General features: G+C 72.7%; 15 protein-coding genes, 1 tRNA gene and 1 riboswitch. Of the genes, 7 read left to right on the top strand and 9 right to left on the bottom strand.

What is annotated here, in order from left to right; all coding sequences use genetic code 11:
• Positions 1–446: 446 nt before the first annotated feature.
• A complete protein-coding gene (locus QC385_RS43260; RefSeq protein ID WP_279546906.1) occupies positions 447–995 on the bottom strand; it encodes a MarR family winged helix-turn-helix transcriptional regulator in 549 nt (182 codons plus the stop codon).
• A 122-nt stretch (positions 996–1,117) separates the two neighbouring features.
• On the opposite strand from QC385_RS43260, the gene QC385_RS43265 reads away from it, so the two are divergent.
• Positions 1,118–2,383 carry an MFS transporter gene (locus QC385_RS43265; protein ID WP_279546920.1) on the top strand — a complete coding sequence of 422 codons (1,266 nt, stop codon included), beginning with the start codon at positions 1,118–1,120 and terminating at the stop codon, positions 2,381–2,383.
• A 47-nt stretch (positions 2,384–2,430) separates the two neighbouring features.
• Here the strand turns inward: QC385_RS43265 and QC385_RS43270 are convergent, their stop codons facing one another.
• Together QC385_RS43270 and QC385_RS43275 are read right to left on the bottom strand one after the other, a co-directional pair.
• Complete coding sequence (locus QC385_RS43270) at positions 2,431–4,098, bottom strand: ATP-binding SpoIIE family protein phosphatase (RefSeq protein ID WP_279546907.1); 1,668 nt, start codon at positions 4,096–4,098, stop codon at positions 2,431–2,433.
• Between the two features lie 173 nt (positions 4,099–4,271).
• Positions 4,272–5,651: an NAD(P)/FAD-dependent oxidoreductase gene (locus tag QC385_RS43275; RefSeq protein ID WP_279546908.1), complete on the bottom strand. Its 1,380-nt coding sequence runs from the start codon at positions 5,649–5,651 to the stop codon at positions 4,272–4,274.
• A gap of 375 nt (positions 5,652–6,026) precedes the next feature.
• Here QC385_RS43275 and QC385_RS43280 point away from each other — a divergent pair, with 375 nt between their 5' ends.
• Both QC385_RS43280 and QC385_RS43285 read left to right on the top strand, forming a co-directional pair.
• Entirely contained in the window at positions 6,027–6,806 is a 780-nt protein-coding gene (locus QC385_RS43280; protein WP_279546909.1) for a TetR/AcrR family transcriptional regulator, read from the top strand.
• A gap of 339 nt (positions 6,807–7,145) precedes the next feature.
• On the top strand, positions 7,146–9,173 hold the full coding sequence (locus QC385_RS43285; RefSeq protein WP_279546910.1) for a sigma-70 family RNA polymerase sigma factor: 2,028 nt from the start codon (positions 7,146–7,148) through the stop codon (positions 9,171–9,173).
• On the opposite strand, the gene QC385_RS43290 is transcribed toward QC385_RS43285, so the two are convergent.
• Positions 9,160–12,543: a BTAD domain-containing putative transcriptional regulator gene (locus QC385_RS43290; RefSeq protein WP_279546911.1), complete on the bottom strand. Its 3,384-nt coding sequence runs from the start codon at positions 12,541–12,543 to the stop codon at positions 9,160–9,162. The two genes, QC385_RS43285 and QC385_RS43290, sit on opposite strands and share 14 nt — an antisense overlap.
• 250 nt (positions 12,544–12,793) lie before the next feature.
• The gene (locus QC385_RS43295) at positions 12,794–14,920 is read right to left on the bottom strand and encodes an asparagine synthase-related protein (RefSeq protein ID WP_279546912.1); all 2,127 of its coding nucleotides are present in this window, start codon (positions 14,918–14,920) and stop codon (positions 12,794–12,796) included.
• 815 nt (positions 14,921–15,735) lie between these two features.
• Here QC385_RS43295 and QC385_RS43300 point away from each other — a divergent pair.
• The 4 genes from QC385_RS43300 (at position 15,736) to QC385_RS43315 (ending at position 21,092) form a co-directional block, all read left to right on the top strand.
• Positions 15,736–17,157, top strand: coding sequence for an MFS transporter (locus QC385_RS43300; protein WP_279546913.1), 1,422 nt, complete (start codon positions 15,736–15,738; stop codon positions 17,155–17,157).
• A 74-nt stretch (positions 17,158–17,231) separates the two neighbouring features.
• The gene (gene lhgO / locus QC385_RS43305) at positions 17,232–18,446 is read left to right on the top strand and encodes an L-2-hydroxyglutarate oxidase (RefSeq protein ID WP_443033123.1); all 1,215 of its coding nucleotides are present in this window, start codon (positions 17,232–17,234) and stop codon (positions 18,444–18,446) included.
• 372 nt (positions 18,447–18,818) lie between these two features.
• On the top strand, positions 18,819–19,652 hold the full coding sequence (trmB, locus tag QC385_RS43310; RefSeq protein ID WP_279546915.1) for a tRNA (guanosine(46)-N7)-methyltransferase TrmB: 834 nt from the start codon (positions 18,819–18,821) through the stop codon (positions 19,650–19,652).
• A 75-nt stretch (positions 19,653–19,727) separates the two neighbouring features.
• Complete coding sequence (locus QC385_RS43315) at positions 19,728–21,092, top strand: PrsW family intramembrane metalloprotease (protein ID WP_279546916.1); 1,365 nt, start codon at positions 19,728–19,730, stop codon at positions 21,090–21,092.
• Between the two features lie 36 nt (positions 21,093–21,128).
• Here QC385_RS43315 and QC385_RS43320 read toward each other — a convergent pair whose 3' ends face one another.
• From QC385_RS43320 to QC385_RS43335, 4 genes are all read right to left on the bottom strand, one after another.
• Positions 21,129–22,073, bottom strand: a complete 945-nt coding sequence (locus tag QC385_RS43320; protein ID WP_279546917.1) for an aldo/keto reductase — start codon at positions 22,071–22,073, stop codon at positions 21,129–21,131.
• A 106-nt stretch (positions 22,074–22,179) separates the two neighbouring features.
• A complete protein-coding gene (locus tag QC385_RS43325) occupies positions 22,180–23,211 on the bottom strand; it encodes a M23 family metallopeptidase (protein ID WP_279546918.1) in 1,032 nt (343 codons plus the stop codon).
• An 11-nt stretch (positions 23,212–23,222) separates the two neighbouring features.
• A riboswitch (cyclic di-AMP (ydaO/yuaA leader) is annotated at positions 23,223–23,379 on the bottom strand.
• 289 nt (positions 23,380–23,668) lie between these two features.
• Positions 23,669–23,742 (bottom strand) — tRNA-Met (locus tag QC385_RS43330).
• A gap of 54 nt (positions 23,743–23,796) precedes the next feature.
• Positions 23,797–24,972: an alginate lyase family protein gene (locus QC385_RS43335; RefSeq protein WP_279546919.1), complete on the bottom strand. Its 1,176-nt coding sequence runs from the start codon at positions 24,970–24,972 to the stop codon at positions 23,797–23,799.
• Positions 24,973–25,265: the final 293 nt, after the last annotated feature.

Genomic DNA, 25,265 nt, shown 5'->3' on the forward strand with positions numbered 1-25,265 from the left:
TGGCGTTGACTTTTGGCACGCTGTTGAGTTCTCAAGGAACGGTCGCTTCCTTTGTACTCACCCTCTCGGGCTTTCCTCCGGGCGCTTCCCTTCGGTCTTGCGTTTCCGACTCTATCAGATCTTTTCTTCGACCTGACCCCCAGTCAGCGGGGTCTGTCTTCGCGGCTGTTGGGCCGTTCCGACGTGTCCAACCTTAGCGCGTTCTCTCGGCGATTCTCAAATCGGAGCCGTTCGGCGCCGAATCAAGTCGGTCGAGTCCCAATTCGAATTGAATTCGGGCACGCCGAAATCAACCCCGTTGGGAGTGATCTTGCTAGTGGTTGGGTGCCGCTGGTGCGGCGGAAGTGCTGTCGCAGAACCGTTACGGCTCCGCGGCAACCCGAAGAACTTTACGGATCGGGGAGGGGGCTGTCAAGCGTCCCCTGTCAACATCTTTTGGGAGGGCCTCAGTCCAGGTCGGAGAGGCGGCCGCCGGCGTCCGGCTGGGCGTCTTCCACCCGGCGCAAGAGGCGGGTGAGGACCTCGCCGAGCGCGGTGCGCTCGTGGGGGGACAGGTCCTGGAGCAGGTCCTCCTCGAAGACCGATGCCAGGCGCATCGCCTCCAGCCACTTCTCCCGACCTCCCTGCGTGAGCTCCACGATGACGCGGACCCGGTTGGACTCGTCCCTCTCCCGGGTGACCAGTCCTTCGCCGACCATGCGGTCGATGCGGTGGGTCATGGCGGCCGGGGTCAGGCCGAGGCGCTTCGCGAGGTCGCTGGGACCCAGGCGGTAGGGGGCGCCGGAGAGGACGAGGGCCTTGAGGACCTCCCACTCGGCGTTGCTGATGCCGAGGGCCGCGGTCTGACGGCCGTAGGCGACGTTCATGCGGCGGTTCAGGCGGGACAAGGCGGAGACGATCTGCTCCACCTGGGGGTCGAGGTCCTGGAACTCGCGCTGGTACGCGGCGATCTGCTCTTCGAGGGTCGGCTCGCTGGGGCCGGGGGTGTCGCCCATGGGCGCAGTATGGCACGGCCGTTCTTTGCCTTGAAGTCCTTGGATATGTACTCTTTAGCTTCGAACTTTAGTTTCGAAGTCTTCACTCCTAACTTGTGAGAGAGGTGAACGTGACCAGGGCGATGGGCGCAGCGATGCGCCGGATCCACATGGGCAACGCACTCAGCGCGTTCGGGCTCGGCTTCACCGTCCCCTATCTGTACGTCTATGTGGCGCAGGTACGAGGACTGGGAGCCATGACGGCGGGTCTCGTACTCGCCGTCTTCGCTGCGGCGGCGCTGGTCGTGCTGCCGTTCGCCGGGCGGGCCATCGTCCGGCGCGGACCGTTGCCGGTGTTGCTCACCGCCCTGGTCACCGCCGCCCTGGGTGCGCTGAGTCTGGGGATCGCGAGCAGCGCGGCCGCCGTGCTGGTGTCGGCTTCCCTGCTGGGGGCCGGGCAGGCCGTGATGCAGCCGGCGCTGGCCACGATGATCGTGGACTGCTCGTCGGCGGAGACGCGGTCGCGGGCGTTCGCCACGCAGTTCTTCCTTCAGAACCTCGGGCTCGGGGTCGGTGGCCTCATCGGCGGTCATCTGGTCGACACGTCGAGCGCTGCCTCCTTCACGCTGCTCTTCGCGATCGAGGCGGCGATGTTCCTGCTGCTGGTCGTGGTGATGGCGACCGTGCGGATGCCGCACGCGCCGCGGATCGAGGGCGCGCCTGTGGCGTCGGGGCGGGGCAGCTGGAAGCAGTTGCTGGGCAACCGGGCCATGGTGCAGCTGTGTGTGCTGGGCTTCGTGCTGTTCTTCGCCTGCTACGGGCAGTTCGAGTCGGGGCTGAGCGCGTACGGCGTCGAGGCCGCCGGGATCTCGACGTCCGCGCTGGGGACGGCGCTGGCCGCCAACACGCTGGTGATCGTCGTCGCGCAGTTCGCCGTGCTGCGGTTCGTGGAGCGGCGCCGGCGCTCACGGGTGATCGCCGCTGTCGGGCTGATCTGGGCCGTGGCCTGGGCTGTCGCCGGGTACGCGGGGCTGGGGCACGGGAGCCAGGAGATGGCGACGGCCGCGTTCGTCTCGACGTACGCCTTGTTCGGGCTGGGCGAGGCGATGCTGTCGCCGACGGTCGCCCCGCTGGTCGCCGATCTGGCGCCGGAGGGGATGGCCGGGCAGTACAACTCCGCGTTCGCACTGGTCAAGCAGCTTGCGCTGGCCGTCGGGCCGGCGGTGGGCGGGCCGCTGGGGGCCTCGCTGCACGCGCCGTACATCGTGGCGTTCCTGCTGTTCTCGCTGGGGATCACCTTCCTCGCGGTGCGGCTGGGGCGGCAGCTCACGGAGGCGCAGGACCAGCCGTGGCTCGCGAAGAGCCGGGTCGTGGCGCGGGGTGGGGCGCCCGTTTCCGCGGACGTCTGATCCCCTCCCCCCTTCTCCGCCCCTCCAGTCCCTGCCTCGTGTCTCCGCTATGTCCCCTGCGTGCGCGGGAGCGCGAACTCGCACCAGACGGCCTTGCCGCCGCCCGGTGTGCGGCGGCAGCCCCAGTTCGACGCGATCGTGGCGACGATGGCGATGCCCCGGCCCGATTCGTCGCCCGGTTCCGCGCGGCGTCGCCTGGGGAGGTGGTCGTCGCCGTCGGTGACCTCGATGATCAGGCGGCGGTCGGTGCGGCGCAGGCGCAGGCGCATCGGCGGGGTGCCGTGCTGGAGGGAGTTGGCGACCAGTTCGCTGGTGGCCAGGACGCCCAGGTCGTGCAGGTCGACGGGGAAGCGCCAGCTGGTCAGGACGCCGGAGGCGAAGGCACGCGCGCGTGGGGCCGCCTCCACGCCGCCCAGCAGTTCCAGGGCGGCGTTGCGGAAGAGCTCGCTGTCCGGGCCCGTCCGGGCCGGGTGCTGGAGGACCAGGACGGCCACGTCGTCGTCGTGGTCGGGGGTCACGCCGGCCGAGCGGACCAGCCGGTCGCAGACGACCTGGGGTGTTCCGGTGGCGCCGGCCAGGGCGCGCTCCAGGGCGGCGATGCCCTCGTCGAGGTCGGCGTCGCGGCGCTCCACCAGGCCGTCCGTGTAGAGGACGGCCGTGGAGCCGGGGCCGAGGGGGATCGTTCCCGAGGAGTGCATCCAGCCGCCGGTGCCGAGCGGCGGTCCGGTGGGTTCGTCGGCGCGCAGGACCGTGCCGTTCTCGTCGCGGACGAGGATGGGGAGGTGGCCCGCCGAGGCGTAGACCAGCTTGCCCTCGTTCGGGTCGTGGACCGCGTACGCGCACGTGGCGATCTGGTTGGCGTCGATCTCGGCCGCCAGACCGTCGAGGAGCTGGAGGACCTCGTGCGGGGGCAGGTCGAGGCGGGCGTAGGCGCGGACCGCCGTGCGGAGCTGGCCCATGACCGCTGCCGCGCGGACGCCGCGGCCCATGACGTCGCCGATGACGAGGGCGGTGCGGCCGCCGCCCAGGGTGATGACGTCGTACCAGTCGCCGCCGACCGCGGCCTCGGTGCCGCCGGGGTGGTAGGTGGCGGCGACGCGCAGGTCGTCGGGTTCTTCGAGCTCCTGGGGGAGCAGTGATCTCTGTAGGGTCACCGCCGTTTCGCGCTGGCGGCGTTCGCTGGCGCGCAGGCGTTCGGCGGCTTCGGCGTGGTCGGTGACGTCCGTGGCGAAGACGAGCACTCCGCGGCCGTCGCTGCCGCTCTTGCCGTCTCCTTGGGCGACCGGGGTGCAGGTGAAGGTGTAGGAGCGGCCGTCGGGGGCCTTGCGGGACTTGACCGTGCGGGGCTTGCCGCTGCGCTGGACCTGGTCCAGGAGGGGGAACAGGCCGAGGGCGTCCAGTTCGGGGAGGGCTTCGCGGGCGCGTTCGCCCAGGGGGCGTACGCCGAAGGCGGTCGTGTAGGCGTCGTTGACGTAGGCGATGCGGTGGTCGGGGCCGTGCACCAGGGCGACGAGGGACGGGACGCGGTCGAGGACCTCGCGCACCCGCAGTTCGTCGACGGCGGGTACGGACGGCGGCTCGTCGGTCAGTTGTTCGGCACGGGCGGCGGGTACGGACCCTTCCCCCCGCCGGTCCGGGGAGGCCGTCTGCTCCGTCCGCGCTGCGGCGCGGCGCTGCGTTCCGGGGAGCCGGGCGCTCCAGCGCGTGAAGTTCACGAATCCTTGCCTCGCGTAGTCGTCGGCGGCCGGCACCGGAACCGGCCGGGGCCCCGGGGGCCCGCACCGGGGCGTGTGGGGGCACGACCGCGGTGGTGGACCAGTCTGGCAGTGAGCGGACCGGACCGGCATCCGTCAGACGCCGGTCCGGCCGGTGGAGTTCCTGGGTCCGGTCAGGACGACCCCTTCGGGTTGTGCGGGGGGTCTTGAGAAGACTTTCCACCGGCCGCGAGTTCGAACTCCGCCCGGGGGTGTTCGAGTGAACCCAGGGAGACGATCTCCCGTTTGAACAGGCCGGCCAGGGTCCATTCGGCGAGCACGCGCGCCTTGCGGTTGAAGGTGGGCACGCGGCTGAGGTGGTAGGCGCGGTGCATGAACCAGGCCGGGTATCCCTTGAGCTTGCGTCCGTAGACGTGGGCGACGCCCTTGTGCAGGCCGAGGGAGGCGACCGAGCCGGCGTAGGCGTGTTCGTACGTCTGCAGGGGCTCGTCGCGCAGGGTGTGCACGATGTTGTCGGCGAGGACCTTGGCCTGGCGGAGGGCGTGCTGGGCGTTGGGGGCGCATTCGCGGCCGGGTTCACCGGCCGTGACGTCGGGGACGGCGGCGGCGTCTCCGGCGGCCCACGCGTGCGTGGCGCCGTCGACGGCCAGTTCCGCCGTGCACCTGAGCCGTCCGCGGTCGTTGCGGGGCAGGTCGGTGGCGGCGAGCACCGGGTGGGGTTTGACGCCGGCCGTCCAGACGACCGTACGGGTGGGGAAGCGGGCGCCGTCGCTGAGGACGGCGACCCGGTCCGCGCAGGACTCCAGGCGGGTCTGGAGGCGTACGTCGATGTTGCGGCGGCGCAGTTCGGTGACGGTGTAGCGGCCCATCTCCTCGCCGACCTCGGGCAGGATGCGGTCCGAGGCCTCGACGAGGATCCACTTCATGTCCTCGGGCCGGATGTTGTGGTAGTAGCGCGCGGCGTAGCGGGCCATGTCCTCCAGTTCGCCGAGCGCCTCCACGCCGGCGAAGCCGCCGCCGACGAAGACGAAGGTGAGGGCCGCGTCGCGGATCGCGGGATCGCGGGTGGAGGAGGCGATGTCCATCTGCTCGATGACGTGGTTGCGCAGACCGATCGCCTCCTCGACTGTCTTGAAGCCGATGCCGTGGTCGGCCAGGCCGGGGACCGGCAGGGTGCGCGAGACGGAGCCGGGGGCGAGGACGAGTTCGTCGTACGTCAGCTGCTGCCCGCCCGTGCCCTCCTCCTCGGTGGCGAGGGTGGTGATGGTGGCGGTGCGCTTCGCGTGGTCGACGGCGGTGGCCTCGCCGATGACGACGCGGCACCGGTCGAGGACGCGACGCAGCGGTACGACGACATGGCGGGGGGAGATGGCGCCCGCGGCGGCCTCGGGGAGGAACGGCTGGTACGTCATGTACGGGTCAGGGGTGACGACCGTGATCTCCACGTCGCCCCGCTCCAGTTCCCGTTTCAGTCTGCGCTGGAGGCGCAGGGCCGTGTACATCCCGACGTAGCCACCACCGACAACGAGAATGCGCGCACGTTCCTTCACCATCCCATGACGCACCCGCCGCTTGCGTTTGTCCACAGCCTCGACGAATTGTGTGACTGGAGCGGGAGAGCGCGCGGAGTTGGCCGGAAAGGCAGGCTGCGGGGAATACCCGCAGGTCAGCGTGGGTGGTGCGGGGGGCGCTCGGGGGCACAATCAGGACGTATACGACCCGTACTCCGATCGGTGGGCGCTCCGTACGGAACGTGCCCCTTCTGAATTGACTCCCTCTCAACTATGTTCGTGTGTCGACGGGGTGTAGGGGGATGCGCTCGCCGGGTCCGCGACGGGCGGCCCGGGGACCCGGGCCTGGTCCTCCGTCCCGGCATCGTATGGCGGGGAGTGTCTCCGGGGGGAGACGTCATTACCGGGGGAATGCATATGCATGTTCAGGACTCTCATTGGTCGTCCGCGTCCGCTGTCGCGGCGGGTGGCGTGACGATGAGCGCGACGGCGGGCAACGGACGCGGGAACGGATCGCGGACGACGCCGCTGCGCGTGGACGCACAGCGCAATCTGGAGCACGTGCTGCGGGCGGCGCGCGAGGTGTTCGGCGAGCTGGGGTACGGCGCGCCGATGGAGGACGTGGCGCGACGCGCGCGCGTCGGCGTGGGCACGGTGTACCGGCGGTTCCCGAGCAAGGACGTGCTGGTGCGGCGGATAGCCGAGGAGGAGACCTCCCGGCTGACCGACCAGGCCCGCGCGGCGCTCGGGCAGGAGGACGAGCCGTGGTCGGCGCTGTCGCGCTTCCTGCGGACGTCGGTGGCCTCCGGCGCCGGGCGGCTGCTGCCGCCGCAGGTGCTGCGGGTCTCGGTCGAGGAGGACCGGGCCGGGCAGGCGCGGGTGCCGCAGCAGCGGACGCAGCCGGGCCCGGCGGAGCTGCGGCTCGTGCCCGAGGAGCCGGTGGCGGTCGCCTCGGTGCCGGCGCCGTCGGTCGCGGCTGAGGACGACGCCGGGGCGTCGGCGCTGCTCGAGGTCGTGGGTCAGCTCGTGGACCGGGCGCGTGCGGCGGGTGAGCTGCGGGCGGACGTGTCGGTGTCGGACGTGCTGCTGGTAATCGCGACGGCCGCGCCCTCGCTGCCGGACGCGGCACAGCAGGCGGCCGCTTCGGCCCGGCTGCTGGACATCCTGCTGGAGGGGCTGCGCTCGCGGCCGGCGTGAGGCCGGGCCGACCGCGAGGTGGGGCCGACCGCGAGGTGGGGCCGGCATGAGGTCGCCGGCTGCCGGAACGGGCGGACCCTTGAGCCGGGCTGGTCAGCCGGGCCGGACGGCCGGGCCGGTCGACCGCACCAGTCGGCTTGGCCGGTCGATCGGGTCCGGTCGCCTTCCCAGGTCGGGGTGACGGGGCATCATTCCCGAATGAGTGACGGCCAGTACTGGTGTGCGGTAAATCCCCACGGATGAGTGATGGTCCGGACTCCCGGGGTCTGACCAAAAGCCAATATGGCACTCTGACCCGGTGGTCTGGACGTGTTGGCCGGCTGGCGGGGGCTTTCCGCGATGAGCGTTGACGGGCGGGACGAGTCGAGCGGTGACGGTGACGCCAGAGCCGGCGGCGCGGTCCCGCCGCAGGTGCCGAGCCAGGGCGGACGCGGGAGCCTCCCACCGGGCCGGCGTCCCGCCGACGGCTTGGTCCCGCCGCAGCGCGCCTGGCGTGAGGACAGCGTCCTGCCGCCGCGCGAGGTGCCGCCCTCGGACGCCGACCTCATCGACCGGATGCGCTCGGGCGACGACACGGCGTACGAGGAGCTGTACCGGCGCCACGCTCAGGCGGTGCGCCGGTATGCCCGGACCTGCTGCCGTGACGCCTACACCGCGGACGACCTGACCGCCGAGGTCTTCGCCCGCATGCTCCAGGCGGTACGCGGCGGCTCCGGCCCCGAGCACGCCGTACGCGCGTACCTGCTCACCTCCGTCCGGCGGGTCGCCGCCTCGTGGACGCGGTCGGCGCGGCGGGAGCAGCTCGTCGACGACTTCGCGGTGTTCGCCGCCCAGTCCGCACACGGCTCCGACGTGTCCGACGACGGCACGCTGGAACTGGGCGCCGACGTACGGGCGATGCGCGAGGCCGATCGGTCCCTGGCCATGCGGGCCTTCCGGTCGCTGCCGGAGCGGTGGCAGGCCGTGCTGTGGCACACCGAGGTCGAGGACGAGTCGCCCAGCGAGGTCGCCACGTTCTTCGGGCTGGACGCCAACGGCACGCGCGTGCTCGCCAGCCGGGCCCGCGAGGGCCTCAAGCAGGCCTACCTCCAGGCCCACGTCAGCGCCACGCTCACCGACGACGAGGAGTGCGCGCGCTACGCCGACCAGCTCGGCACGTACGCCCGCGGCCGGCTGCGCACCCGCGCCGAGCGAGGGCTGCGCAAGCACCTGGAGGAGTGCGCGAAGTGCCGGCTGGCCGCGACGCAGATCGAGGAGGTCGCCGGCGGTATCCCCGCCGTCGTGCCGGTCGCGGTCATCGGCTGGTTCGGTGCCGCCGGGTACGCCAAGGCGGCCGGGCTCATCGCCGGAGGCGCGGGAGCGGGGGCGGCCGGAGCCGCGGGTGCGGCCTCGGCGGCGGGCGGGGGCGCGTCGGGCGGGTCGGCGGCGGGCGCCGGTTCGGCCGGTGGGACCGGGGGGAGCGGCTCGTCCGGTGGGGCCGGGGGCGGTGTGGCCTCCGAGGGGGTGGGCGCGCCGGTGAAGGCCGGTATCGCGGCCGGTGTGGTCGCCGTGGGCGTGGTGGCCGCGGTGGTGCTGGCGCTGGCCGGCAACGAGAAGCCGAAGGACGAGGCGAGTCCGGCTGCCACCCCGTCCTCGCCGGTGGGCCGGCCCGCCGAACCCACGCCCACGCCCTCTCCCTCGCAGCGGGAGCCCGGGCCGCGGGAGCCCGGGCCGCGGGCACCGGGGATGGTGCCCGTAGGCGCCGCGCAGCCCGCGCAGCCCGCGCCGACACCGGCCCCCAGGACGAGCCCGTCGTCCGCAAACTCCCCGGCCCCGGCACCGAAGCCCAACCCGACGCCCGCGTCCCCGAGGCCGACACCACCCCCGGCACCCGCACCCACACCCCCACCGCCGCCACCACCACCGCCGCCACCGACCGAGAAGCCGCCCGCCCCGGCCGTCTACCAGTGGAGCGAACTGTCGTACGACATCAGCGGCGACGGCACCGAGCCCGAGATGCGGATCGGCACGAGCAGCTGGGTCTGGCAGCGGTACGGCCTGTCGGCCGGCGACCAGCGGTACACGCACGGCGTCACCGTGCACGGCCGCTCCTCCGTCACCATCGACCTCAACCGCTCCTGCTCCTCGTACGAGGCGCTCGTCGGGGTGGACGACCTGACACTGAAGCTCGGCAGCGTGTACTTCTCCGTCTACGCCGACGGGGTCCGGCTGTGGCGGTCCGGGCCGGTGGAGGGCGGTGATCCGGCGGTTCCCGTCCGGGTGAACCTCACCGGCCGCAGCACCGTACGGCTGGTGGTGGAACCGCACGGCGCCCTCGACGACCTCGCCCTGGCGGACTGGGCCGAGTCCGAGTTCACCTGCGGTTAGCGGCTTCCGCGGCGGTGGAGTACGAGGTCCGCGCCCGGTCCAGCTCGCGAAGGACCTCGTCCGCGGTGAGGGCCGCGCCCCGTGAGCGCTCCGAGTCGCACCGGTCGGGACCGAGGGCGGCACGAGCGGCTGCCCCGATCCGCTCCGCCTGGGCGTGCTCCGGCATGGGGCGGGGACGGCCGGCCCAGCACCGGTCCCCGGCGCCGAGCAGCCGTGCCGCTCGCGGGAAGTCGCCGAGGTCGGACAGCAGTCCTGCCGCGCTGTCCACGACCGTGGCCCGGATCGCGTCGGAGCACCGCTTGTCGACGGCCTCGCTCAGGGCTCCGGTCAGCTTGGCCAGGGCGGGCTCCGGGCCGGACTCGTTCGCCGTGATCATGGCGTCGACCAGATCCAGCATCACCAGGAACTGGGGCGGTGGTGTCCCGCGTGCGGCGTCCGCGCGCGCCGCCTCGCAGAGCTCGCGCGCCCGGGCCGTGTGCCCCTCCTCGGATGCCATCTGGGCCCGCAGCAGCAGGACGAACGCCTTGGAGTCCGCCACGCCGTACCGGTCGGCGGCGGCGCTCGCCTCGTCCAGCCCCGCCAGCGCGGCCGGGCGGTCTCCCGCGCGGTAGGCGATCTCGGCGAGCCGGGCGATGAGGAACGGCGACTCGGTGTACGCGCCCACCTCGTAGGCGAGCCGCAGCGCCTCCTCGTACTCCCCCTTGGCCTCCTCGAAGCGGCTGCGCGCCATGGCGGCCTCGCCGGCCGCGCCGCACACCTGGGCCCGCAGCCAGCGGTCCCCGGCGCGGCGGCTGAGGATCCGCAGTTCCGCGAGGTCGTCGTCGACGCCGTCCAGGTCGCCGGACGCGTCGACGACCATGTGCGTACGGAACATCAGGGCGACGGCGGTCTCCCACTCCCCGCCGTGCGTACGGCAGTTGGCGACGGCGGAGTCCATGACGGTCCGCAGGTCGCTCCGGTCGCCCACGTACGAGGAGAGGACCATGCAGACGAGCCCCGGAATCCGGGCCGCCCGTGGGCCCCCCTCCTGGAAATAGGCCCACACCCGCTCCACGTACGGCCGCCGCTCGCTGGCGAACGCCTCCGTGGACCCGGCTTCGGTCACGAAGAGCATGTGCAGCATGCGCAGATCCATCCGCAGGGCGTGCAGCGGATGCCCCGCCTCCCCGTCGGGCGCGGCGAGGAGGTGGTCGACGGGATCGGGCAGGTCCGTTTCGCCGCCGGACGGCACACGCCCGGCGGTATCCCTCTCCACGCCCAGACGCAGAGTCCGGTCGAGCCACTCCATGCCCTCGTGCCGGTAGTTGCGCAGCCACCAGAACCAGCCCATGGCCAGGACCAGGGCGCCCGCCTCCTGCTCGTCCCCGGCCGTGAGGGCCCGGTCGAGGGCCGCGCGGATGTTGTCGAGCTCGGTCTCCAGGCGGGAGATCCAGGGCAGTTGCGCGGCGGAGCGCAGCAGCGGATCGGCCTGCTCGACGAGCGCGCGCACCCACGCACGGTGCCGGCGCTCGGCCGCGGCGCGCAGCGACGGAACCTCGGCGGCCCGTTCGACGGCGTACTCGTGGATGGTCTCCAGCATCCGGTACCGCATGCCGACGGAGCCGACCGAGCCGACCGGGCCGTCCGGGCTGTCCTCGCGGTCCGGGCCGTCCTCGCGGTCCGGGCCGTCCTCGCGGTCTGTGCCGTCCGGGTCCGCTGTCCCGCCGGGTGCCGCCACGACGAGGGACTTGTCGACGAGCGCCCCGAGCAGCTCGGCGGCGGGCCCGGTGCACACCGCCTCCGCCGCCGCCAGGTCCCAGCCGCCCGCGAACACGGACACCTCGCACAGCACCGTCCGCTCGGCCTCGTCGAGCAGGTCCCACGACCAGTCGACGACGGCACGCAGGGTCTGCTGGCGGGGCAGGACCGTACGGCTTCCGGAGGTGAGGAGGCGGAAGCGGTCGTCGAGCCGGTCGGCGATCTGCCGGGGCGTGAGCAGCCGGAGGCGGGCCGCGGCCAGCTCGATGGCGAGCGGCAGTCCGTCCAGGCGGCGGCAGATCTCCGCCACCGCCCGCTCGTCACGGAGCACGGCGTCCGCGTCGGGACGGACGGCGGCGGCACGCTCCGCGAACAGCCGGCGGGCGGGATCCGGCGGCAGGGGCTCGACCGGGCGCACCACCTCACCGGGCACGCCCAGGGGTTCGCGGCTGGTGGCGAGGATCGTGAGCCCCGGGCAGCGGGTCAGCAGGGTCTCGGCGAGGTGGGCGGCGGCGCCGATGACATGCTCGCAGTTGTCGAGGATCAGCAGTTGGCTGCGCGAGGCGCAGTACTCCACGAGCAGGGCGAGGGGGTCGTCCTGCACGGCCGTCAGCTCGCTGGTCATCAGCGCGGTCTCGCGCAGACCGAGCGCGCTGACCACCGCTCCCGGCACCGCCTCGGGCCGGTCGAGCGGGGCGAGCTCGACCAGCCACGCCTGCGGGAGCCCGGCGGCGGCTTCCTCGGCGAGGCGGGTCTTGCCGGAGCCGCCCGGTCCGGTGAGGGTGACGAGCCGGGCCCTGCGCACGTCGGAACGGATGGCGTCGATCTCCGGTTCCCGGCCGACGAAGGAGGTCAGACGAGGGCGGATGTTCCCGGTGCGCTGGGGCGGAGCGGGCGTCGGATTCTCACTCCTGGCGGCCGACGCGAGCAGGTCGGCGTGGAGGGCGCGCAGGTGCGGGCCGGGGTCGGTGCCCAGGCCCTCCGCGAGGGCGCGGCGGGCGGAGTCGTACGCGGCGAGGGCGTCGGCTTCGCGGCCGGTGTCGCGCAGGGCGCGGATGAGGAGGGCGTGCAGCGGTTCGTCGTAGGGGTGTACGGCGGTCAGTTCCCGCAGTTCCGGTACGACGTCCTGCGCGCGGCCGAGCCGCAGGCGGGCCTCGGCCCGGGCCCGGGTCGCCTCCAGGCGCGTGGCCTCCGGGCGGGTGGCGGCGGTGCGGTCGGGGAGGTCGGCGAGGGCGGGGCCGCGCCAGAGGGCGAGGGCGTCGTCGAGATGCCGTTCCGCCAGGGCGGGGGTGTCGGCGGCGAGCGCGTCGGTGCCTTGCCGGACGAGTCGTTCGAAGAGGAAGAGGTCGATGTCGTCGGGCGTGGCCGTGAGGCGATAGCCGCCGGTGTCCGAGGTCACGGCGTCCTTGCCGAGCGCGCGGCGGAGGCGGCCGACGAGGGCTTGGAGCGCGGCGTGTGCGTCCTGGGGCGGGTCGTCCGTCCACACCTCGTCGATCAGGGTCTGGGGCGGGGTGACGTGGGAGGGGCGCAGGGCGAGGGCGGTGAGCAGGGCGCGGAGGCGGGGGCCGCCGACGGGTACGGCTGTGCCGTGCTCGTCCTCTGCCGTGGTGACGCCCAGGATTCTGTACCGCACCGGGTCATTGTCGCTGGGGTGGGTGTGAGGGGCGTGGGGTTTTCTGGGGCGGGGGCTTCCTGTCGCAGGAGTTGCACGATCCGGCGTTTCGAGGAACTCCGCGTTGTGTTTCGGGCCGGGTGGGTCCGCAACCCGGCGGAGCGGTGTGCCGCTTCTTTGGGCCGGGTGCCGCCCCTGGGGGTACCTCCCAGGCCCTTAAGGCACTGAGGGAGGCACGACTGCCCGCAGCCAGGCCGATGCCGCGAAGGCGCTACACCCGCCGCCCCCCGGCCCCGGCCCCGGCCCCGGTCCCCAACGCCCCCCGCTGCGGAGCGATCCCCGCCGGTACGGCCCGCTGCCGGGCCGGGGTGCCCGTCCAGCAGGTGCCGCGGCGGGAGAGCAGGCGGCGGAGCCACAGTTCCAGGGAGACGAGGTCGGCGAGGCCGTCCAGGGGGAGGGGTTCGCCGGCCGCCGCGGAGCGCAGGGCCTTGCGGACCACCCGGGCCTCGACCAGGCCCGCCTCCGCCAGCAGCGGCGTGTCGAACAGGGCGACCAGGGAGTCCGCCGCAACCCTCAGCCCGGTACGCGCCGCGGCCGCCGCCGTCGCCTGGGTCGGGGCGCCCCATCCGGGCGGCACGTCCCGGACGCCGGCCCCTTCCAGCACCGTGCGCAGTATGGCCGCCCGCGCCCCCGGCCGTACCCGCAGCGCCTCGGGCAGCGCCCGGGCCGCGCGCACGACCTGGTTGTCGAGGAACGGCGCGTGCAGCCGCTGGAAACGGATCTCCGCGGCCTGCTCCAGCACGCGCAGGTCCGCCGCATGCCGCGCCAGCACCGAACGCGCGCGGAAGTCACCCGGCCGCTGCCCCGGACCCACCAGCTCCGACCGGTGGGTCGCCGCCTGAAGACGAACCGATACTTCAGCGAGCGCCTCACCGGTCAGCCAGCGTGCCGCCGGCCCGGGTCTGCCCCAGGTCAGCGCGGCGAGCGAGGCCTCCACCGCACCCCCGGGCGCGTCCGGGCCGTCGTCCGTACGCTGGTCGAGCAGGCGCTCGGCCAGCGATTCCAGCCCCGCCCGGTACGGCGTACGGGACAGCCGGCGCGCCGCCGCGTACACGCGCGCCGGGACCAGCACCGAGCCGTCCGTCCTGGCCAGCGCGGCGACGGGCCGCACCAGGTGGCGCCGCTTGCGGTCCATCAGCAGGTCGGCCAGGCGCGCGGGATGGGCGTCCAGGACCTGGCGCGCACCGTAGCCCGTGAAGTGGTCCGCGCTGCCGGCCGCCAGCCGCGCCCGGTGCCGGGCCGCCGTCACCAGGGACGCGCCCGGCTCGTCCGTCAGCGGGCCCTCCAGGTCGGCGTACGGGAGGGTCTCCTCGCCGCCGGCGACGACGACATGGTGCAGACGCGGGTTCGCGGCCAGCGCCCCCGCCCGCTCCAGCTCGGCCTCCTGCCCCGCGACGGCCAGGTCGTTGAACGTGACCGCCAGCAGCCGCTCCCCCGCGCCCGTGCCGTGCCCCAGCACCGTGCCCGGCATCCCGGGCAGCCCCGCGGCCAGCAGCGCCAGCGTCCCCGAAGCCGGCCCGCCGGACAGGTCCGCCCCGATACCCGGCACCGGCATCCCGCGCGCGGCACGCCGCTCGGCGGGCCCCATGCCGGGCACGGGCCCGGGGTCGATGTCCGACCCGGGGACGTGCCGCGGCGCGGACAGCCGTGTCCGTACGGCCTCCACGAGCGCGTCGCGCACGGCGTCGACCGCGCTGTCGGGATCGGCCGTAGGCGCCGCCACCGCCAGCGAGGCGACCGGTTCGTACCCGGCGATCTCGCGTGCCCCGGCGCGCAGGATCAGCGCATGCCCCGGCGGAATGCGCTTCACGCCGTCGTACGGCGTGGAGTCGTGAAGTGCCGCCGGCACGTCAGGGGCGGCCAGCAGCGCGGCGAGGTGCCCGAAGTCGAGGTTGGCCTCGATGAGGTCGGCCAGCGGCAGCGCGGCCGTCGCATACGCCGTGCCGCCGGCCCACGGGGTGTGGAACACCGGCCGGGCGCCCGCGAGGTCGCCGCAGACGGTGATCCGCCGGCCGACCTGCACGATCGCGGTGTAGCTCCCGGGCCAGGCGGTCAGATGCCGAAGTGCCCCGCCGCGCGCGGCGAACAGCGCGACGCGCAGCTGCTCGTCGGTGGCGCCGCAGATGCCGAGGACGGCGATGCGCGTCCGGTCGTCGGCCTTCACCACCCGCACCTCGTCGGGGCGCCAGTCACCGACCGCCCACAGCGGATCGGGGTCGCCCCACAGGAGTTGGGAACCCACCGGGTGCAGGGTCTCGCCGTCGGGTCCCGTGGCACCCGCCGAACCGGCAGCGACGGCTCCCGCGGCGGTGCTGCTCCATCCCACCAACCACCGCATCGCCGCCTCCACAGGCTGTGGACAACCAGTGCACCGTACGAACCGGTTCACCATGCTGCCATGAAGGAAGCGTTCCAGAGTGTGCCCGCGCCGCTTGCGCCCCGCCGAACGCGCCCCGGCGGAGCCGCCCACACCGACCGGAACACCCCCGAACGCCCCCAACTCCCCTACACGACAAGAGGAGACGGGCGGTCAAGACGGCAGCGAAGACGGTAAGGGAAGACGGCGGCGGAAGCGGCGAGAACAGAAGGGACGGCCAGGAGGCAAGACACGTCAGCGACACGTCACCAGTACGACTGCGGCGCGAATGCGCCCCCGATACGCGCCCCGAATACGCCCGAAGCGCCCTCAAGTACCGTGGTCGGAGGCCTGGTACCCCACCATCGACGGGGTCGCTTTTCGGCCAAATCCCCGCCAGGCGGGCAGCTTCGAACACTCTCCGTACAGGCTCCGCTCACCACCGGGCGGTCGCGCAGTCCGGGAGACGGAGCACGCCTCCCGGACCGTTCCGCCGCCCGCGGGGATGGAGGCGGCGGTGTCCCCCAGCCCACTGGATCCAGTACAGCGGGCCGACCCACGCAATGACCATGGAACCGCTCCCGCGATGGCCGGAGAAGAGCGCACGGACAGGCGCACGGCCACACAGTGGGAGCACGTCGCAACAGCCCGTATCTGAACCGCACTTCAGTACGGACCACAATCCCGCCAACCGGAACAATGCCCCTTAACGCTTGGGATGCGGCGAACTACGCTGGGTTTACGAATGCCGCGTGGTTATGCCAACGTCGGCAGCCGTCTGTGTCGAGGGGTGGCGCATGTCCAGGGAGCAACGCGGGCCGAACGAAAAACTCGGCGCCGTTCTCGCCCTCGCGGGAATCTCGAACGCAGGCCTCGCGCGGCGCGTCAACGATCTTGGCGCTCAGCGAGGACTGACGCTTCGCTATGACAAAACGTCGGTGGCGCGCTGGGTGTCGAAGGGCATGGTGCCGCAGGGTGCGGCACCGCACCTCATCGCCGCCGCCATCGGCCAGAAGCTCGGCCGCCCGGTGCCGCTCCACGAGATCGGCCTGGCCGACGCGGACCCCGCGCCCGAAGTCGGCCTCGCCTTCCCGCGGGACGTCGGACAGGCGGTGAAGACCGCGACGGAGCTGTACCGCCTCGACCTGGCCGGCCGCCGCGCCGGGGGCGGCATCTGGCAGTCGCTGGCCGGATCGTTCGCGGTGAGCGCGTACGCGACGCCCGCCTCACGATGGCTGATAACCCCGGCCGACAGTTCGGTAGCGCGTGACGTGGGCCCCGGCGAGGACTCCGGCGCACCGCTCAAAGTCGGCCACAGTGATGTGCAGAAGCTGCGGGAGGCCGCCGAGGACGCGCGGCGCTGGGACTCCAAGTACGGCGGGGGGGACTGGCGTTCGTCGATGGTCCCCGAGTGCTTAAGGGTGGAGGCGGCTCCCCTCCTGCTCGGCTCCTACTCCGACGAGGTGGGCCGGGCCCTCTTCGGCGCCTCCGCCGAACTCACCCGGCTCGCGGGCTGGATGGCCTTCGACACGGGCCAGCAGGAAGCCGCCCAGCGCTACTACATCCAGGCCCTGCGCCTGGCCCGGGCGGCGGCGGACGTCCCCCTCGGGGGCTACGTCCTGGCCACCATGTCCCTCCAGGCCACCTACCGCGGCTTCGGCGACGAGGGCGTGGACCTCGCCCAGGCCGCCCTGGAGCGCAACCGCGGTCTCGCCACGGCCCGCACGATGAGCTTCTTCCGCCTCGTCGAGGCCCGGGCCCACGCGCGTGCGGGGGACGCGCAGGCGGCCGGCGGCGCCCTGAAAGCGGCCGAGAGCTGGCTGGAGCGCGCCCGCCCCGGCGACAACGACCCGAGCTGGCTGGGCTTCTACTCCTACGACCGTTTCTGCGCCGACGCGGCCGAGTGCTACCGCGATCTGAAGGCGCCACGCCAGGTCCGCCGCTTCACGGAACAGGCCCTCTCGAAGCCCACCGAGGAGTTCGTCCGCTCGCACGGCCTGCGCCTGGTCGTCTCGGCGGTCGCCGAACTGGAGTCGGGAAACCTGGACGCGGCGTGCGAACAGGGCGTACGAGCGGTGGAGGTCGCCGGGCGCATCTCCTCGGCCCGCACCACCGAGTACGTCAAGGACCTCCTGCACCGGCTGGAGCCGTACGGTGACGAACCACGCGTGGTCGAGCTGCGGGAGCGAGCCCGGCCGCTGCTGATGGCTCCGGCCTAGGCGGACAGGCATGCCGCCGTCCCCGCGTTTGAAGGCATTGTCAGTGGCGCAGTGCACTATCGAAGCGGGAGGTGGTGCAGGTGGCGCGGGTGCCGGAGATCGCGTACGACTGTGACGTGCTGGTGATCGGCGGGGGGATCGTCGGTCTGTCGACGGCGTACGCCATCACACGCGCCGCACCGGGCACACGTGTCACGGTCCTGGAGAAGGAACCGGGCCCGGCCCGGCACCAGACCGGCCGCAACAGTGGCGTCATCCACAGCGGCATCTACTACCGCCCCGGCTCCCTCAAGGCGCGCTACGCGGTGCGGGGCGCGGCGGAGATGGTCAAGTTCTGCGCCGAGTACGGCATCCCGCACGCCGTCACCGGCAAGCTGATCGTCGCGACCGACCGCTCCGAGCTGCCCCGCCTGCACGCACTCGTGCAGCGCGGCCGGGAGAACGGGATACCGGTGCGTGAGCTGGGCGGGTCCCAGATCCCGGAGTACGAGCCGGAGGTGCGGGGCCTCGCCGCCATACACGTCGGCACGACCGGCATCTGCGACTTCGTCGCGGTCGCCCGCCAGCTGGCCCACGGCTCGGGCGCGGAGATCCGCTACGGCACGAGGGTCGTCCGCGTCGACCGCCGCCCCGAGCGGGGAGTCGCCGTGCTCACGGCCGCCGGGGACGTCGTACGCGGGCGGGTGCTGGTGAACTGCGCGGGCCTGTACAGCGACGAGGTCGCCCGGCTGACCGGGGACGACCCGGACGTCCGGATCGTGCCGTTCCGGGGCGAGTACTACGAGCTGGCCCGGCCGGAGCTGGTGCGGGGCCTGGTGTATCCGGTCCCCGACCCGGCGTTCCCGTTCCTCGGGGTGCATCTCACGCGCGGGATCGACGGGGGTGTCCACATCGGGCCCAACGCGGTGCCGGCGCTGGCCCGCGAGGGGTACGGGTGGGGGACGGTCCGGGTGCGGGAGCTCGGGTCGACGCTGGCCTGGCCGGGCTCCTGGCGGATCGCCCGGCGGCACTGGCGGTACGGGGCGGGGGAGCTGCGCCGGTCGGTGTCCAAGGGGGCGTTCACGGAGGCGGTGCGGAGGTTGTTGCCCGGGGTGTCCGAGGACGACCTGGTGCCGACGGCGGCGGGGGTGCGGGCACAGGCCGTGCTGCGTGACGGCACGCTGGTGGACGACTTCCTGTTCCGCGAGGGCCCTCGCACGGTGCACGTGCTGAACGCGCCGTCTCCTGCTGCTACGGCGTCCTTGCCGATCGGCAGGGAGGTGGCGCGCAGGGCGTTGAGCGCGCTGTGACTGACCGGTCGCGAGGATTCGAGGTGCTCGGCGTTGGTGCTGGGGCCGGGGCGTTGCGCAGCTCGGCGCGACGAGGTGCCGCTCCTGTGGGACGGGCGCCGCCCTGGGGGTACCTCCCAGGCCCTTAGGGGGCTTCTGGCGGATCTCCGTGGAAGAAGGAGCGGCGTTCGGTGCGTGCTCTCGGCGTGCCGGGCGGAAGGCCTCGTAGCGGAGCTACTAGGCCTTTTGTCCGGTGCGCCGAGAGTGCGTGCCGAGCGTCGCGACGCCGCGGAGATCCGTCAGAAGCCCCCTAAGGCACTGGGGGAGGCACGATTGCCCGCAGCCAGGGCCACACCCCGGCGACCACATCGCGGCCGTAAAATCGGTCTCACTGTGTCTGACTTCGTGAACTCCCCCGAAACCCCCCAGCCCGAAGCCCCCGGTGCCTCCATCCGGCACAGCCGGGCCAAGGGTGAGCCGCGCTTTCCCGATGGGCCGAAGGCCGATCCCGCCGGGTCGCACTTCGAGCGGCGGATCCGGAGTTTTCAGCCGCGGCGGAGCCGGGTCACAGCCGGCCAGGCGGACGCGCTTCAGCGGCTGTGGCCCAAGTGGGGCCTGGACATCGACGGCAGCCGCACCCTCGACCTCGCCGACCTGTTCGGCAACGACAACCCCGTCGTCCTGGAGATCGGCTTCGGCATGGGCGAGGCCACCGCCCAGATGGCCGCGGCCGACCCCACCACCAACATCCTCGCCGTCGACGTCCACACACCCGGCCAGGGCAACCTGCTCAATCTCGCGGACCGGAACGGCGTGTCCAACGTCCGGGTCGGCAACGGCGACGCGATCATCCTCCTCCGCGAGATGCTCGCCCCGGACTCCCTCGACGGCCTGCGCGTCTACTTCCCCGACCCGTGGCCCAAGAAGCGGCACCACAAGCGCAGGATCATCCAGCCGGACTTCCTGACCCTCGCCGCGAGCCGCCTCAGGCCCGGCGCGATCCTGCACTGCGCCACCGACTGGGAACCGTACGCCGAACAGATGCTCGACGTACTCACGGCACACCCCGACTTCGAGAACACGCAGGCGGACGGCGGTTTCGCGCCCCGTCCCGACTTCCGTCCCCTGACCCGTTTCGAGGGCCAGGGACTGGACAAGGGACATGTCGTGAACGACCTGCTCTTCCGCCGCGTACAGCACGTGGACCAACCCCCCGTCGGCGCCTGACCGCACCCGCACCACACCCGCACCCGCGTCCCTTCCGCCTGCGGACAGCGCCCATCCGTCGTTAGGGTCAATGCCGTGGCCACCTTCCCCCCACATCCGTATCCCCGTGGTCCCGTCGACGGCGCACCCGCCGCCGGCACCCTGCGGCACGCCCACTGGTGGCAACGCGCCTGGGTGCGCTATGGGGCGCTGACCACGCTCCTCGCGATATCCGGCCTCGTCATCCTGGCCCTGGTCCGCGAGGAGACCGGCACGGAAGGGTTCCTGGTCGGGCTGGGGCTGGCCACGCTCCCGGTGCCCCTGCTCATAGCCGCGTTCCGCTGGCTGGACCGGGTCGAACCGGGCCCCTGGCGCAACCTGCTGTTCTGTTTCGCCTGGGGCGCCTGCGCGGCGGCGCTGATAGCGATCGTCGCCAACAGCTTCGCGACCAGATGGATAGCGACGGCGACGGCGGACCCGTCCAGCGCGGACACGCTCGGCGCGACCGTCATAGCCCCGGTGGTCGAGGAGACGGCCAAGGCGGCGGCCGTCCTACTGGTCTTCCTCTTCCGGCGCCGTGACTTCTCCGGCATCCTCGACGGAGTGGTCATGGCCGGCGTCACCGCCACCGGCTTCGCGTTCACGGAGAACATCCTCTACCTGGGCACGGCCTTCGGCACCGACCAGCTCACCGGCGGCACCGGCATCGCTTCCGTCACGGCGGCGACCTTCTTCGTGCGGATCATCATGTCGCCGTTCGCGCACCCGCTCTTCACCGTCCTCACGGGCATCGGCTTCGGCATCTCCGCGCTCGCGGCGGACCGCCAGCACATCCGCCGCGTCGCCTTCCCGCTCTCCGGACTGCTGCTCGCGATGGGCCTGCACGCGATGTGGAACGGCTCGTCGGCGTTGGGCGAGTACGGGTTCTTCGCCGTGTACGCGGCGTTCATGGTGCCCCTCTTCGGGCTGCTGACGTGGCTGGTGATCTGGACACGGCAGCGGGAGCTGAAGACCGTGCGGACAGAGCTGCCCGCCTACGCCGTGGCCGGCTGGCTGTCCCCGGTCGAGCCGTACGCCCTCGGCTCGATGCGGGCCCGGCGGATCGCCCGCCAGTACGCCCGCCGCCACGCGGGCAGGGCGGCGGCACGGCAGGTCGCGCAGTACGAGGGGTACGCGACGTCCCTGGCGTTCCTGCGGCACCGGGGTCGCCGCGGCCGCGCCGGTGCCGACTTCGTCGTACGGGAACGGGAACTGCTGGACGAACTGTGGCGACGCCGGGAGACGGCCCGCCCCGCGCTGGACTACGCCGCCCGGATCACGGCCCCTCCGGTACCGGTGGCGGCCCCGCCATGGCCGGTGTACGGGGCGTACGGGTACGGCTACCCGATGACTCCGGCAACGGCGACGACACCGACGACGTCGGCCACCCCGTACCCCGCGTACAACCCGTACCGGTCGTAGCCACCTCAGCCCCGCAGGCCCGGGCGCAGGGACGGCTCAGGCCGAAGCCTCCGTGAGCCGCCCGAGCTCCGCCTCCGTCAGCGTCAGCTCCCCGACCCCGATCAGCGCGGGCAGCTGCTCCACCGTCCGTGCCGAAGCGATCGGCGCCACCACCGTCGGCTGGGCCGCGAGCCAGGCGAGGGCGACCGTGGCGACGGGGACGTCGTGGGCCGCGGCGATCTCGTCGAGGGCGTCGAGGACCCGGCGGCCCCGCTCGGTCTCCAGGTGCTTGGCGGCACCGCCCGCCCGCGCGCTGTCGACGGCCGTACCGGGCCGGTACTTGCCGGTCAGGAACCCCGACGCGAGCGCGTAGTACGGGACGGCCGCCAGGCCGGTCCGCGCGGCGAGGTCCTGGAGCTCGCCCTCGTAGGTGTCGCGGGAGACCAGGTTGTAGTGGGGCTGGAGGGCCACATAGCGGGCGAGCCCCTCGCGGTCGGAGAACTCCAGGGAGGCCCGCAGCCGCTCCGCGGAGATGTTGGAGGCGGCGATGTGCCGCACCTTCCCCGCCGTCACGAGTTCGTCGAGCGCGCCGATGATCTCCTCCACCGGCACGTCGGGCTTGTCGTAGTGGGTGTAGTACAGGTCGATGTAGTCGGTGCCGAGGCGCCGCAGGGAGGCGTCGGCGGCGGCCTTGATGTTGGCGGCGGACAGGCCCTGGAACTCGGGGTGCTGGCTGACCTTCGTGGCGACGACGACGTCCGCGCGGTTGCCGCGCGACGTCAGCCACTTGCCGAGGACGGTCTCGGACTCACCGCCCTGGTTGCCGTCCGCCCACGCCGAGTAGACATCGGCGGAATCTACGAAGTTGCCGCCCGCGGCGGTGTACGCGTCGAGGACGGCGAACGACTGTGCCTCGTCCGCGGTCCAGCCGAATACGTTGCCGCCGAGGGCGAGCGGGAAGACCTCGAGGTCGGAGGAGCCGAGCTTGCGAAGAGAAGTCATGCTCCGTGTCAACGGCCGTGCGGGGGAGCCTCATTCCGGAGCGCACGCGAAACTCCCGTGAACGCCCCGGCACGAAACCCCCGCACGAGACCCAGAACGCCGTCGCTCAGACGCTCAGGCCCTTGCCCCGCAGCCACGCCAGCGGGTCGACCCCGTTGGTGGACCCACCGGTGTGGACCTCGAGGTGCAGGTGCGCCCCGGTGACGTTGCCGGTCGCGCCCACGCGGCCGATGACGTCCCCCGTGCTGACCTTCTGACCGACGCTGACGCCGATGGACGACTGGTGCGCGTACCAGATCTCCGTGCCGTCATCGAGGGTGAGGACCGTCTTGTAGCCGTACGACCCGTTCCAGCCCGCCTCGGTGATGGTGCCGCTGTGCACCGCCTTGATCGGCGTGCCCGTGGGGGCGGCGAAGTCGAGACCGGTGTGGTAGCCGGAGGACCAGTAGGCGCCGGCCTGACCGAAGGTCGAGGTGATGGTGTACGCGGAGGTCGGCAGCGTGTACTGCTTGGCGAGGGCGGCGAGCCGCTCGGCCTCGGCCTTCTTCCGGGCCTCCTCCTCCGCCTTCCGCTTGGCTTCGGCGGCCTTGGCCTTGGCTTCCTTCTCCGCCTTGGCGGCGGCCTCCGCTGCCGCCTTCTGGGCGGCGTCCGCGGCGTCCTGCGCGGCCTTGGTCTCGATCTGCTCCTGCTGGTGCTCGACCTGCGCCATGATCCGGGCGCGCAGGGCCTCACCGGCGCCGGAGGTGCCCTGCTCGGTGTCGGCCGCCGGTGTGGCGAGGTCGCTGAGCGGAGTGGCGGAGCCTTCGGGGGTGTCGTCGTCCGAAATGAGGGAACCCACCGAGGGAAGGTCCGGAACGGAGATCGACACCGGCGGCTTGCCGGTCTGGGCGCTGGCCATGCCGCCCGCGCCCACGGCGGCTATGACGCCGACGCCCAGGACGGTGGAGCTGCGCGCGAGGCCTCCGCCGCGCTGCTTGGTGACGCGATGCCGGCCACGGACGGGACGGATGGACTCCGCGGTGGGGTTCCATTCCTGGAACGGGCCCTCTTCGGTGCGGTGACCGCCGTAGCCGAAGGTTTCGGTGTCGCGCTGGTTGTGCGCGGACGGGGCCGCGGGGGCAGGCCGGTTGGACGCCACGTGGGCGTACTCCTTTCCTTCCTTCTCGCCTACCGGGTTAGCTGACGGGTTCGGAGCAGGAAGGTCTCCTACGCGCGTATACGTGCCGTGCTTCCACGGCGGCATACGCCCGATTCACCCCAAGTAGTGGTTCCCCGGTTCCCTTTCGGAATTCGGCGCGTGCGCGCGGAGCCGCCTTCTGTGACGGCTGGGACGACCGCGCTGCGTTATCGAACGTTAATAGACGCGCGGTGGGGATTCCAGCGATTCCACTTGATCATTAACCTTTTTCGCGCGGACCAACCTGCCATGACCGGCCCAAATCGGGCGAGTTGACCGCCACGTAAGTGACTGACGGGTTTTGACGGTGTGTCAGTTGTCATGCATAGCGGCGTGATTCACTCACTGACAGTGATGAAGAACCCATGGAAATAACCGAGGGCCGGAACCCTTTCGGATTCCGGCCCTCGGCCTTCAGTAGCGGGGACAGGATTTGAACCTGCGACCTCTGGGTTATGAGCCCAGCGAGCTACCGAGCTGCTCCACCCCGCGTCGTTGTGACTCCAGTGTACGCCATCCGCGGGACCCCTCGCGCACACCCGGTGCTCAGCGGCCCGGGTCGCCCGCGTGGGTGAGGGTCTCCCCGGCGGTGAACAGGTCGTCGGTGCCGGCGGGCCGGGTGCGTACGGCCGGCTTGCGCGCGGCCGGGAGGGACGCATGGATGCGGCCCTCCAGGTGGTTGAGGGCGACCTCCAGGTGCGGCCCGAGCCTGCCCTCGACGCGGCCGCCGCACAGCCACGCCGGTGTGCGCCCGCCCCGATTCTTGCGGGCGTGCAGGGTGAGCGCGGCCGTCAGCCGGTCCTGGACCTCGCCGTAGAGGTCGACCCCTTGGTGCCGGGCCGTCTCGGCGATGTGGGCGGTGGCGGCGAGCGAGGCGCCGACGTGCCGGAGGAAGCGGCAGGTCTCCTGGGTGACGCCGTCCCGGTAGGTGGCCTGCCCGGACCAGTACGCCGTCATCCGCCGCGGGCCGGCGAGGCCGGAGCCGGGCACGGTGAGTGGTGCGGGGCCGTCCTTCTCCAGGCAGAAGTAGGCGGGCACCCGCTCCCGGAAACGCTCCAGGACGTGGCCGAAGGCCCGGCGGTCGTCGAGGAAGACGGCCACGGCGATGACCGCGTCGGTCGCCACCAGGTCCCAGCTCCCGGTGAAGTCCGGGTCGGTGACGGTGACTTCGGGGAGATGGGCCGTGCGCAACATGCCCTCGAAGCGCCGTACCCGCTCGGCGGGCCGGCCCCCGCCGCGCGTGTGCCGCACGATCTCCGCGGCCCGGGCCCAGACCGACCCGGTCCAACCGGCCTGCAACGCGGCGTTGTCCCCGGTGTGCCGGCGCAGCCTGGCCGACCAGGCGTCCATGATCTCCCTGGCCTTCCCGGCGTGCCGCTGCTTGCCGGTGACGGTGAAGAGGAGGGCCTGGGTGTAGGCGGCCAGGGCGTCCGCGCGCTCCTCGGCGCAGCCGCGGCCCTCCAGGTCACCGGCCGGGCAGACGCCGGTCCCGTACGGCTCGGCCCGGTACCGGTACGAGCCGTACCTGCTGTCCCGCATGGCCAGATACGCCTTCAGCCAGGGCTGCTTCCCGGCGGTGACGTGCTCGCGTACGGCGTCCAGCCGGGCCCTGTCGACGAGGACGCCCTGGTGCCTGAAGGGGGCGTCGGCGGGCAGGGCCGGCCCCTGGGCGGGAGTGTCCGCGTCGACTGCTCCGCACGCGGCGGCGCAGAGGGCGAGCACGGTGAGCAGCAGCGCTGTCGTACGTCGTCACCCCGCAGCCCACATGCCCGCTGCCTCCGCGCTGTCGTACCGGCCCTGAAGGCAGCGTGACCCGGGAGGCGGCGGGGCCGCAGCATCTGTTGAGCCGATCGGCCCGCGCTCAGCGCGGCAGGTGGCGGGTTCGGGGGCCTTGGCCCACACTCAGTCCAGCAAGTGGCGGTCGGCAGCCTTGGCCCACACTCAGTCCAGCAAGTGGCGGTCGGCAGCCTTGGCCCACACTCAGTCCAGCAAGTGGCGGTCGGCAGCCTTGGCCC

The organism is Streptomyces sp. DH10 (genome assembly GCF_029813805.1).
GTDB classification, from domain to species: domain Bacteria; phylum Actinomycetota; class Actinomycetes; order Streptomycetales; family Streptomycetaceae; genus Streptomyces; species Streptomyces coeruleofuscus.